We start from the raw sequence: 12,602 nt of genomic DNA on the forward strand, positions 1-12,602 counted from the left end.
ACAGATTTATTACCGCCATTATGACTGAACACGAAAAAAACAATGAAACTCCGCTGTCTATTGAAGCGGGCACTTTACTGAAGAATAAGCGCGAGTCTTTAGGCATGACTCAAAAGCAAATTGCTGATCGCCTAAGATTGCGTGTATCTGTCATCGAAGATATCGAAAACAACCAATTTGATTCTCATCAAGTCGCAACCTTTATTCGTGGCTACTTACGTTCTTATGCAAAATTGGTTTCTGTTGATGAGCACTTAGTGCTTTCTGCTCTGGATACCACTGGTGAAGCGCAACACCAAGAGCAGGAGATGCAGAGCTTCTCTCGCAAAACCAAAACAGAGAAACACAACAGCCGAATTATGTTGCTAACATGGGCGATTGCTTTAGTGATTACTGGCATTTCCGCGGTTTGGTGGTGGCAAAATCAACAAGAGAACAGTTTAGCTCAAGTGGTTAATGAAGCTGCAGTTGAAACGGAAGTTGTTGATGATGCCACGTTCGATGTTGAGCCTACTGTGTCAACGGATACTGTTGCTATTGAAACCACAGCAGATGAAGCGCCAATTGTTGATGAAATGGTTTCTGAAATTGCAACAGAGACACCAGTTGTCGATGCTGTGGATGAAGAAGAGACCAGTTCCACTGAAGAGTTAACTCAACCAGTAACAGAGCCTACAGTTGTTGAAGTTGAAGAAAAACCAATAGTAATTCCAGCGGGTATGACGCCAGTGACAATGACGTTTACCTCTGATTGCTGGATCCAAGTTAAAGATGCTAATGGGAAAACGTTAGTTTCAGGTACTCACAAGCCAGGTCAAAATGTCGAGCTTGCCGGAAAAGCACCATTTAAAGTGATTTTAGGTGCGCCAGAAGCCGTGACAATGACATTTGCAAGTGAACCTGTCGACCTTTCTGGGTATACTTCAGGCAAAGTAGCTAGATTCACTCTACCGTTATAAATATTATGCAACACGAATCTCCAATTATTCGTCGTAAATCGACGCGTATATATGTGGGTGATGTACCAATTGGTGATGGTGCACCAATTGCTGTACAGTCAATGACAAACACTCGCACGACTGATGTGGAAGCCACAGTCGCACAAATCCGAGCATTAGAAAAAGTGGGTGCAGACATTGTACGCGTTTCTGTTCCTACCATGGATGCGGCGGAAGCCTTTAAGCTCATCAAACAGCAAGTGTCTGTACCGCTCGTTGCGGACATTCACTTCGACTACCGTATTGCACTGAAAGTAGCAGAGTATGGTGTCGACTGTTTGCGTATTAACCCAGGTAACATCGGCAACGAAGAGCGTATTCGTTCAGTTGTTGATTGTGCCCGTGACAAAAACATCCCAATCCGTATTGGCGTCAACGGTGGCTCTTTGGAAAAAGATCTACAGATGAAATACGGTGAGCCAACGCCAGAAGCATTGGTGGAATCGGCGATGCGTCATGTGGATCACCTTGACCGCCTTAACTTTGACCAGTTCAAAGTGAGTGTGAAAGCGTCTGATGTTTTCCTTGCGGTGGATTCATACCGTTTATTGGCAAAACAGATCGACCAACCTCTACACCTAGGTATTACCGAAGCCGGTGGTGCGCGTGCTGGTGCAGTGAAGTCCTCTGTTGGCTTAGGTATGCTTCTAGCAGAAGGGATCGGTGATACGTTGCGTATCTCATTGGCAGCAGATCCAGTAGAAGAAATCAAAGTTGGCTTTGATATTCTTAAATCTCTACGTATTCGCTCTCGCGGTATTAACTTTATTGCTTGTCCAAGCTGTTCACGTCAGGAATTCGATGTGATTAACACAGTAAACGCATTGGAAGAGCGCCTAGAAGACATCATCACACCTATGGATGTGTCGATCATCGGCTGTGTAGTAAATGGTCCTGGTGAAGCCGAAGTGTCGCATTTAGGTCTTGCAGGCAGTAACAAGAAGAGCGCATTCTACGAAGACGGCAAACGTCAGAAAGAGCGTTTCGACAACGATGATCTAGTGAACCAACTAGAAGCGAAAATCCGTGCGAAAGCGTCTGTATTAGATCAAGCTAACCGCATCGATATCAAACAAGAAGATTAATCTCATAGCTCGAGCATGTAAGCGTGCTCGGGTTACTAAGCGACGGTAATTATTGTGGCAAAGAAAATCCAAGCAATCCGAGGCATGAACGACTGCCTTCCAACTCAATCTCCACTGTGGCAGAAGCTTGAAAACGCAGTGAAAAGTACCGTGAGCGCATACGGCTACAACGAAGTGCGCATGCCAATCGTTGAAGAAACAAACCTATTCAGCCGCGCAGTTGGTGAAGAGACAGACGTCGTTTCAAAAGAAATGTACACCTTTGATGATCGTAACGGAGACAGCCTAACACTTCGCCCTGAAGGTACTGCGGGTTGTGTACGTTCATGTATTCAAAACAGCTTGATCAACCGTGACGAACAGCGTCTGTGGTACATGGGGCCAATGTTCCGCCATGAGCGTCCGCAGAAAGGTCGCTACCGTCAATTCCACCAGTGTGGTGTTGAGGTGTTTGGTCTAAATGGTCCAGATGTTGATGCTGAGCTTATCATGATGACAGCACGTCTATGGCGTGAGCTAGGTATCAATGAACATGTTCGTCTTGAGCTTAACTCTATCGGTTCTCAAGAAGATCGCGCAGACTACCGTACTGCACTGGTTGCATTCCTTGAGCAACATATCGATGTGCTAGACGAAGATTGTAAGCGTCGCATGCATACTAACCCACTGCGTGTTCTGGATACGAAGAATCCTGATGTTCAGGCTATTTTAGGTGATGCACCTCGTCTTTCTGAGTACTTAGGTGAGGAATCTAAAGCTCACTTCGCAGGTCTATGTGAACTTTTAGACGCTGCAGGTATCGAATACACAGTTAACGAACGTCTAGTTCGTGGTCTGGATTACTACAACCGCACAGTATTTGAGTGGATCACTGAGAGCCTAGGTGCTCAAGGCACAGTATGTGGCGGTGGTCGTTACGATGGTCTTGTAGAGCAATTGGGTGGTAAAGAAACACCAGCAGTTGGTTTTGCTATGGGCCTAGAACGTCTTGTTCTGATGCTCGAAACACTTGAGCTAACAGATGTTCGTCGCAGTGTGGATGTTTACGTAGTAACAGCAGGCGAAGGCACCATGATGGCGGGTATGAAGCTAGCAGAACAGCTTCGCGAAGCTGTTCCTGGCGTTCGCGTGATGAGTCACTTCGGTGGCGGTAACTTCAAGAAACAGTTTAAGCGCGCAGATAAAGTGGGTGCTGTAGTAGCATTAGTTCTGGGCGAAAACGAAGTTGCGGATAACACCGTAGTACTAAAAGACTTGGTGGGTGGTGAGCAAGAGACTTACAACCAAGCAGAAGTTGCTGAGAAGATCGCAGCACTGATTTAAGTCTTTTAATAAGCTAGAGATTAAATCCTAATTCGTAATAGCAAGGCTCCCAAGATAGGAGCCTTTCGACGAAATAGGAACAATGGCAGTCTGCTGCCATTTACATGTTTTAAGAGGACAGGAAGTGGAACTTTACGATACTGAAGAACAACAAGTTGAAGCAATTAAAGACTGGTGGAAGGAAAACGGCAAAGCCGTAATCATCGGTGCCGTGGTTGGTTTAGGTGGCCTATTTGGTTGGCGTTACTATCAAGATTCTGTTGTTCAGGCGAGTGAAGCGGCTTCTTTGAGCTACACAACAACAATGAACGCGCTGCAAGCGAAAGGTGTTGATGCTCAAGCAGACGTGCAAGCGTTTATTGACTCGAATAAAGTGAAAGAGTATTCAGTGTTGGCCGCGATGCAGCTTGCTAAAGCTCAAGTCGATGCGAATGAGCTACCAGCTGCATTAACGCAGCTGAAATGGGCTCAAAGCAACACTAAAGACGCAGCTCTGGCTCCATTAATTAGCTACCGCATTGCACGAATTGAAGCTGAACAAGGTAACTTTGATGCTGCAAATGCAGAGTTGAGCAAAGTGACTGACACTGCATGGGCGGGTCGTATTGCTGAATTACGTGGTGATATTGCACTTCGTCAAGGAAATCAAGATGCCGCTTACACAGCTTATACTGAAGCTCAGCAAGCTGCAGATGCAAGCCCAACCTTGCAAATGAAATTGGACGATCTCGCAAAATAAGGACCGCAGTGGATGAAAAGAGTCTTGAAGCATGCCTTATTGAGTGCGATGACAGTGGGTATTCTGGCTGGCTGTGCTGGCGAAGAAGACACCATTATTATGGCGCCGCTACCGAAGGTTGATAATCAGTTTACACCAAGTACGAATTGGAGTACTTCAATTGGTGATGGCGTAGGCCATTACTTTTCAAAGCTATCTCCTGCTTTTGCTTATGACAAGTTGTTCGTAGCAAGTCGTGATGGCTTGGTCAAAGCTCTGGATCCTGAAACAGGTAAAACGTTGTGGCAAACAGACTTAGAGCAAGATGTGATTGCGCGTCTTTCTGGTGGTCTCACAGCCGCTTATGATCATGTTTACATTGGCTCTGAAAATGGTGAAGTATTTGCCTTAGACCAAGAAACTGGTGAAGTAACATGGCGTGTTGATGTCGGTGGTGAAGTTCTTGCTAACCCTGTTGCTGATTCCGGTTTAATTATTGTAAACACCAGCCGTGGCACTTTGTTTGCTCTTGACCAGTTAACAGGCGAGCAAAAATGGGCGATCAGTACTGAAGTTCCAAACCTAACCCTTCGTGGTGATAGCACACCAACAGCTGTTGGTGGCGGGGTGTTCTGGGGCACAGCAAATGGTCGACTAGCTGCAGCGATTGTTGAACGTGGCCAATTGATTTGGCAACAACCGGTCGGAACGCCGAAAGGGGCAACAGAAATTGACCGCCTTGTAGACGTTGATTCTTCACCGATTGTACTGGGTGGCACTCTTTTCACTGTTGGTTACAATGGACAGTTAATTGCAATTGATCTACGTTCTGCTAAACCTTTATGGAAGCGTAACTACTCATCTGCAAATGATTTAGCGACAGACGGTAGCCGTATTTTCGTTATCACAGAGAAAGATCACGTGGTCGCTGTAGATGCGCGTAGTGGTACTGAACTGTGGGAAAATGCATCACTTGAGTATCGACAACTGACAGCACCAGTAGTAATCGATAACTATTTAGTAGTCGGTGATACTCTTGGTTATTTGCATTGGCTCGATCGCTCTACTGGTGAGTTCGTTGCCCAGCAAGAAGTAGACAGTAGTGGCTTTGCGGTTGGCCCGGTTTCAGTTTCTGATGGCTATGTCATTACTACTCGCAATGGCGATGTAAAGAAACTGAGCATTAACGAATAATATCGTGATATAATTCACATTCGGCTCCTGGCTGGTAACAGTTAGGAGCCGTTTTGTTGTTTGAAATTATTATTTATTAACAGTTATTCCTGACGTGGTTATAGGTAAAAAGCTGGTTTGATTTGGCATCGAGCAAGTCGTTACCTATAACTACAGAAGAAAGATTATTGTAGAGGTTGTTATGGTACCTGTTGTTGCTCTAGTAGGGCGTCCGAACGTAGGTAAATCTACACTATTTAACCGATTGACACGCACACGTGACGCGTTGGTTGCGGACTTCCCTGGCCTAACGCGAGACCGTAAATATGGCCAAGCTCGTCTTGGTGAAGAACACGAATTCATTGTTATCGATACCGGTGGTATTGATGGCACAGAAGAAGGCGTAGAAACGAAAATGGCAGAACAATCGCTAGCTGCGATTGATGAAGCTGACGTAGTACTATTCCTTGTTGATGGTCGCGCTGGCTTAACGCCATCGGATGAAGCGATTGCTGCGCACCTGCGCAAAATCGAAAAGCCAGCAATGCTGGTAGTAAACAAGATCGATGGTATTGATGCCGACGCAGCTTGTGCCGACTTCTGGCAACTTGGTGTTGACGATATGTACCAAATTGCCGCAGCACACGGTCGTGGTGTAACGGCATTGCTAGAACGCGCATTAGCGCCATTCTTTGATGATCTACTGGCAAGTGAATCTGAAGAAGGTGAGATTGAAGATCTGACTGAGTTCGAAGATGAAGAGCTAGCAATTGAAGATTACACTGAAGAAGATGCTGAAGCAGAGTTCAAACGTTTACAAGATCAGCCAATCAAACTGGCAATCATTGGTCGTCCAAACGTTGGTAAATCAACACTGACAAACCGTATTCTTGGTGAAGAGCGTGTTGTGGTATACGACATGCCAGGCACCACGCGTGACTCAATCTACATTCCAATGGAACGTGATGGTCGTGAGTACGTATTGATCGATACTGCGGGTGTACGTCGCCGTGGTCGTATCAACGAAACCGTTGAGAAATTCTCTGTTGTTAAAACGCTGAAAGCCGTAGAAGACGCAAACGTGGTTCTATTGGTTATCGATGCGCGTGAAAACATCTCAGATCAAGACTTAAGCTTGCTTGGTTTTGCTTTGAATGCAGGCCGATCAATCGTACTTGCTGTAAACAAGTGGGATGGCTTGGATAATGATGTAAAAGAGAACGTGAAGAAAGAACTCGACCGCCGCTTAGGCTTTGTCGATTTTGCTCGAATTCACTTTATCTCTGCGCTGCACGGTACTGGTGTTGGTCACTTGTTCGAATCGATTCAAGAAGCGTACAAGTCAGCAACAACACGTGTTGGTACTTCTGTACTGACTCGTATCATGAAGATGGCAACAGATGATCACCAACCGCCAATGGTTCGTGGCCGTCGTATCAAACTGAAGTACGCGCACGCGGGTGGTTACAACCCACCTATCGTTGTTGTTCACGGTAACATGGTTCGCGATCTACCTGATTCGTACAAACGTTACTTGATGAACTACTTCCGTAAGTCGTTGGAAATCATGGGTACACCAATCCGTATTAACTTCCAGAACAGTGACAACCCGTACGAGAACCGTACAAACAAGCTAACGCTATCTCAAGAGCGTAAGCGCAAGCGTATGATGTCTGCAGTGAAAAACCGCAACAAATAATCGCTAAGATTTTCTGAATACCCAAGTTTCGACTTGGGTATTTTTTTATCAGCAGATTTTGCTCGAAGCAATGTATTAGAAGAACTCCAAACATGACAATCACAGCAACCAAGACCCGCTTCTGTCATCAGACATGGCAAATGGAAGCGCCAATACAACTTGTTCAGTCTACACAAGAAGTCACTTACGTGATCACAGAAGTGACACCTTTCCATCCAGTGAGCCATATTTGGCCAGATCATCCTGCAGATAAAGGCACACTGACAGCAATAGCTACTGGATATGAAGTGATTGATTGTCAGGTTGGCGCGGTAGAACTATCTAGTGGAGAGTTGCACGTCGGAACTGCAATACCTGTAAAACGTGACACCGAAGGGTGGGTATTTGTGGTTGTCCATGTATTACCACGAACGGAAGTTCTTGCAGTAGGTGATGTTGTGTCATTAGAAGTCGACAAAGAGTACCAGCTATCACTGAGCCGTGGACATAGTGCAGGGCATATCGCATACCTTGCACTTAATAAAGTATTGGCACAGAGCTACTGGCGTAAAGATGCAGACCGCAAAGACCCTCATGGGAATTACGACTTCAACAGCTATGCACAAGAAACCAGTTTTGTTACTCCAGATAAATGTCTGGATACCTATCGTTTAGGTAAAACACTCCGTAAAAGAGGCTTAAACAGTGCAGATATGTTGTCTGACTTGAAAAGCATCGAACAACAGGTGAATGTTCTGTTGGAAGATTGGCTAAAAAGAGATGCTGCGATCACCATCGATTGCCATGGTGAGCACCTTACTGATTCACGTTACTGGCAGTGTGATTTAGGTGAAGGTGAAATTGCTGTCATCCCTTGCGGGGGAACGCATGCGAGTCATTTGAGTGACTTTGGTTCTATCCAAGTAACACTGACGGAAATAGACTCACAGACAATTGAAATGCACACCGATGTAATACGCTAAACTTGAAATTTGATCTTTTTATTAAGTTCTGCATTATGGATTCTTTTATCTTTTGATTGGTATTTAATGCTGTTTAAAATTGAGATGCAGAATATGTAACTTATGCTTTCGGTATGTGGTTATATAAATATTCTTTTAAGGGGTGATCGCTGATCAAAAGGGAAATATCCGAAGATCAGCATATGATCTTTTATGCTGTCGCGCTCACATAATATGAGTTAGTTACCTGTGTCATATCTATAGATCTATTATATTTCGGGCTGATAAACATAATAACGATATGAATATACCACAATGGAAAAAGATAGACTGTTAGATGCTCACCGAGCAGTCAATCGTCTTTTGGGTAAGCTTGCACTGGGAATGGAACGTGATAGCCTCAACTACGAGGTTATTGAGTTAAGTGAACACCTATTTGGGAAGAGGCAAGCTTCCATACTACGATTGCACCCCGATACCAACACACTGCACTTGGAATTTGCCCCGCACTTACCTGATTTCTATAACCAAGCCATTGAAGGGGTTCCAATTGGACCAGATATTGGTTCATGTGGCGCCGCTGCATTCTTGAAGCAAATAGTGGTGGTTAGCGACATTGATCATCATGCTAACTGGGCACCTTTCCTTGAACTGACTCAACAGGCTCAACTCCGTGCATGTTGGTCTGTTCCCATCATTGCTTCGGATGGTCATGTATTGGGTACATTTGCCGTTTACAGTAGTGCGCCTTCCGAACCTCACCCCTATGAACTTGAAGTGCTCGAAATGTTGGCCGCTTTATATGCGGTTGCATTGGAGAAGTATCGCCTAGAAGAGCAGCTTCACTTTCATGCCAGCCGAGACCCACTCACGCATTGCTTTAATCGTCGCGCTCTGTTGACAGAAGTTGACCGCAAAATTAACCAAAAATGTGGTCGCAATGCAGTGGTTGGCTGTTTCTTTGTTGATATCGATGAATTTAAGTACATCAATGATCGCTTTGGTCATGAGACTGGTGACCAAGTCTTAGTGTTGGTGGCTGAGCATCTGAAACAGGTGTTCCGTTCATGTTCGGTGATAGGACGTTACGGGGGAGATGAGTTTGTTGGCTTCTGCTGTTTCCCGGATCAACATACCTATCAAGCTTTTGTCGAACGCTTAGCAGAAGAACTAAACCAAGTGTGCCAGCTAGAAGAATATAGCGTTAAGGCCAGTATTGGTGCTGCTTGCAGTACCGCCAGTGAACGAGCTGTGTTACAGCAGCTTATCCAACAGGCTGATGTAGCAATGTATCAAAATAAACGCACTAAGCGAGCGTGATAAAGATCAAAGCACAAGATTGGCTTATGATTAGACTATAAGTCAGTAAATTGAAGTTTTTAGGGGTAGTCATGCAACCGAATATTTGTCCAACTTGCGATGTAGAATTGGAGTGGACGGGACAATACCATTGCAATCAATGTGAGTCGGATTATAAGAAGGTAGGGTTTTGCCCAGATTGTGATGCTGAGTTGGAGAAACTACAGGCTTGCGGCGCGGCAAACTACTTTTGCAACAGTTGTAATGAACTCAAATCGAAATCACGAGTTCGATTTGAGTTTCAAAAAATCAGTTAACGGTAGAGCGAAGCTCACCATCAGATAAGCGGGTGACCAATACGTCGCCCGTTTTTACATCTTTCGCTTGCGTAACAACTTGGCCTTGTTCAGTTTGAGTGATCGAGTAACCACGTTTTAGCGTTGCCAATGGGCTTACCGTATCTAGCTTTTCTGCTGCAATTGCCAGTTGATGACGCATGGTCAGTAACTTACGATCCATTGCATCCATTAGCTTTTGTTCAGCGCGATCAAGCTTCGATTTTTGCTCTGCTAAACGTTTTACTGGTGAATTCAATTGTAAGCGATGATGTTTACGCTCAACGGCTTGTTGGCGCGTTGTGATAAATCGTTGCATTGCGCGTTGTAAGCGCATCTCCAACTCATCAAGTTGTTGCGTCTGGCGCTGCAATTGATAGCTTGGATGCTGGCGCTCTAAACGGTGCATCAGTTGAGCCGATTGCTGTTTTTGTTGCGCTAGGTAGTAACGCATTGCACTGGCTAGCTTATGTTGGCGAGTCACCAAAGCTTGATCTTTGTGGCTGTTATCGCGGCTTACCAATTCAGCCGCCGCTGATGGCGTCGGCGCTCGCATGTCCGCAACAAAGTCGGCAATCGTTACGTCAACTTCATGACCAACTGCGCTGATGATCGGAATTTGACTTGCTGCAATGGTACGAGCAAGAATTTCGTTGTTGAAGCACCAGAGATCTTCTAACGAGCCGCCACCACGACCAACAATCAATACATCACATTCATCACGACTGTTTGCACGGCCGATTGCCTGCGCAATTTGAATAGCAGCCTCTTCACCTTGCACCATAGTTGGGTAAACCACCACGGGTAGGGAAGGATCTCGGCGTTTCAATACATCTAGGATATCGTACAGTGCGGCACCGGTTTTAGAGGTGATCACACCAACGCGTTTTGGGTGCTCAGGTAAAGGCTGCTTATTGGTTTGAGCAAACAAACCTTCTGCTGCCAGTTTCATCTTAAGTGCTTCGAACTCTTGTTGCAGACGACCATCGCCTTCTGGCTGCATACTTTCGATGATCAATTGATAGTCACCACGCGGCTCGTACAGAGACAGGCGTGCTTTAACTAGAACTTGATTGCCGTTAGCAGGTTTGAAAGTGACGCGACGATTGTTACCACGGAACATGGCACATTTAACTTGAGCGCGAGAATCTTTAAGAGTGAGGTACCAGTGACCAGAGACGGGAGCTGAGAAGTTGGATATCTCTCCGACAAGCCAGACGATCCCCATTTCGTTTTCGAGTAGCAGACGCACTTCGGCATTGAGACGAGAAACAGTGAAGATGTTTTGATTGGTCTGGGAGAGCACAGCTAATTCCGTAGACGTGAGTATGGAAATTAGCGGCAATATAATACATAGCAAGGGGGTAATTGCAAGAAAAAAATTAAAAAATTTGTGGTCAAGCGATTGCGTTAACCGTATAATCCCTCCGCAATATCTAATCCAAATGTAGCCAACAACCTAAAATTGGTTACCCTCATTATGCGAAACGATGAGATTGGATTGTTCTTTTTACTCCTATTATTGTGAGATATTGCAAATGCTAAGAATTGCCAAAGAAGCGCTGACATTCGATGACGTACTACTCGTGCCAGCTCACTCCACTGTTCTCCCAAACACAGCTGATCTTCGCACTCAGTTGACTAAGAACATCACCCTAAACATCCCAATGATTTCAGCGTCTATGGACACTGTTACTGAAGCTCGTCTAGCTATAGCGCTAGCGCAAGAGGGTGGCATTGGCTTTATCCACAAAAACATGTCTATTGAGCAGCAAGCTGCTGAAGTTCGTAAAGTTAAGAAGTTTGAAGCAGGCGTCGTTTCTGATCCTGTAACGGTTAACCCTGACGCGACTATCGCTGACGTGGTTGCACTGACTGACAAACACGGCTTCGCTGGTTTCCCTGTAATCACAGAGAACAACGAGCTTGTAGGCATTATCACTGGTCGTGATGTGCGCTTTGTTACTGACCTTTCTAAGAAAGTGTCTTCAGTAATGACAGCAAAAGAAAACCTTGCAGCAGTAAAAGAAGGTGCAACACGTGAAGAAGTGCAAGAGAAGATGCACGAAGCACGCGTTGAGAAAGTATTGGTTGTGAACGATGAGTTCCAACTAACCGGTATGATCACTGCGAAAGACTTCCACAAAGCAGAACGTAAACCAAACGCATGTAAAGATGAGCGCGGTCGTCTACGTGTTGGCGCAGCCGTTGGTGCTGGTGCTGGTAACGAAGAGCGTGTTGCTGCTCTAGTTGAAGCGGGTGTTGACGTTCTACTTATCGACTCTTCACACGGTCACTCTGAAGGTGTACTAAACCGCATCCGCGAAACTCGCGCTGCTTACCCAGATCTAGACATCATCGGCGGTAACGTTGCGACAGGTGCTGGTGCTAAAGCACTTATCGAAGCGGGTGTTAGCGCAGTTAAAGTGGGTATCGGCCCTGGTTCAATCTGTACAACTCGTATCGTAACAGGTGTTGGTGTTCCTCAAGTAACAGCAATCGCAGACGCAGCAGAAGTGGCGAACTCATTCGGCATTCCAGTTATCGCTGACGGCGGTATCCGTTTCTCTGGTGATATCTGTAAAGCAATCGTAGCAGGCGCATCTTGTGTGATGGTTGGTTCAATGTTCGCAGGTACAGAAGAAGCACCGGGTGAAGTGATTCTTTACAACGGTCGTTCTTACAAGTCTTACCGTGGCATGGGCTCTCTTGGCGCGATGTCTCAAGGTTCATCTGACCGTTACTTCCAGTCTGACAATGCAGCAGACAAGCTAGTACCAGAAGGTATCGAAGGTCGTATCGCATACAAAGGTCGTCTAAAAGAAATCGTTCACCAACAAATGGGTGGTCTACGTTCAAGCATGGGTCTTACTGGCTCTGCAACGATTGAAGATATGCGTACTAAAGCTGAATTTGTTCGTATCTCAGGTGCGGGCATGGCTGAATCACACGTACACGACGTTCAAATCACTAAGGAAGCGCCAAACTACCGTCGCGGTTAATTTTTACTGTTGTAAAAATAAAACCTATA

At 45.5% G+C, this 12,602-nt stretch carries 11 protein-coding genes; 10 read left to right on the forward strand and 1 reads right to left on the reverse strand.

Translation table 11 applies throughout. The annotated features are described in order from the left end of the window. Positions 1-20 precede the first annotated feature (20 nt). The 9 genes from rodZ (at position 21) to ACTS60_RS04710 (ending at position 9,553) form a co-directional block, all read left to right on the forward strand. Positions 21-959: a cytoskeleton protein RodZ gene (rodZ, locus tag ACTS60_RS04670; protein ID WP_440887314.1), complete on the forward strand. Its 939-nt coding sequence runs from the start codon at positions 21-23 to the stop codon at positions 957-959. A 5-nt stretch (positions 960-964) separates the two neighbouring features. Then, a complete protein-coding gene (gene ispG / locus ACTS60_RS04675; RefSeq protein WP_005424674.1) occupies positions 965-2,083 on the forward strand; it encodes a flavodoxin-dependent (E)-4-hydroxy-3-methylbut-2-enyl-diphosphate synthase in 1,119 nt (372 codons plus the stop codon). Between the two features lie 54 nt (positions 2,084-2,137). Then, entirely contained in the window at positions 2,138-3,406 is a 1,269-nt protein-coding gene (hisS, locus tag ACTS60_RS04680; protein WP_010446176.1) for a histidine--tRNA ligase, read from the forward strand. 124 nt (positions 3,407-3,530) lie between these two features. Beyond that, positions 3,531-4,145: a YfgM family protein gene (locus ACTS60_RS04685; protein ID WP_440887315.1), complete on the forward strand. Its 615-nt coding sequence runs from the start codon at positions 3,531-3,533 to the stop codon at positions 4,143-4,145. A 12-nt stretch (positions 4,146-4,157) separates the two neighbouring features. Next, positions 4,158-5,318 carry an outer membrane protein assembly factor BamB gene (bamB, locus tag ACTS60_RS04690; RefSeq protein ID WP_440887316.1) on the forward strand — a complete coding sequence of 387 codons (1,161 nt, stop codon included), beginning with the start codon at positions 4,158-4,160 and terminating at the stop codon, positions 5,316-5,318. Between the two features lie 181 nt (positions 5,319-5,499). Then, on the forward strand, positions 5,500-6,996 hold the full coding sequence (gene der / locus ACTS60_RS04695) for a ribosome biogenesis GTPase Der (protein WP_440887317.1): 1,497 nt from the start codon (positions 5,500-5,502) through the stop codon (positions 6,994-6,996). Positions 6,997-7,088: 92 nt separating this feature from the next. After that, entirely contained in the window at positions 7,089-7,958 is an 870-nt protein-coding gene (locus tag ACTS60_RS04700; protein WP_440887318.1) for an alanyl-tRNA editing protein, read from the forward strand. A gap of 294 nt (positions 7,959-8,252) precedes the next feature. Then, positions 8,253-9,257: a GGDEF domain-containing protein gene (locus ACTS60_RS04705; RefSeq protein ID WP_440887319.1), complete on the forward strand. Its 1,005-nt coding sequence runs from the start codon at positions 8,253-8,255 to the stop codon at positions 9,255-9,257. 71 nt (positions 9,258-9,328) lie between these two features. Continuing rightward, positions 9,329-9,553, forward strand: coding sequence for a zinc ribbon domain-containing protein (locus ACTS60_RS04710; RefSeq protein WP_143692039.1), 225 nt, complete (start codon positions 9,329-9,331; stop codon positions 9,551-9,553). Here ACTS60_RS04710 and xseA read toward each other — a convergent pair. After that, positions 9,546-10,877 (reverse strand): exodeoxyribonuclease VII large subunit, encoded by a 1,332-nt coding sequence (xseA, locus tag ACTS60_RS04715; RefSeq protein WP_440887320.1) that lies wholly within the window; start codon positions 10,875-10,877, stop codon positions 9,546-9,548. The genes ACTS60_RS04710 and xseA overlap by 8 nt on opposite strands. A gap of 232 nt (positions 10,878-11,109) precedes the next feature. Here xseA and guaB point away from each other — a divergent pair, with 232 nt between their 5' ends. Beyond that, entirely contained in the window at positions 11,110-12,573 is a 1,464-nt protein-coding gene (gene guaB, locus ACTS60_RS04720) for an IMP dehydrogenase (RefSeq protein WP_010446193.1), read from the forward strand. The last annotated feature ends 29 nt before the right edge of the window (positions 12,574-12,602 follow it).

The sequence above is a fragment of the Vibrio sp. WZ-1 genome (genome assembly GCF_052037695.1).
Lineage (GTDB): Bacteria > Pseudomonadota > Gammaproteobacteria > Enterobacterales > Vibrionaceae > Vibrio.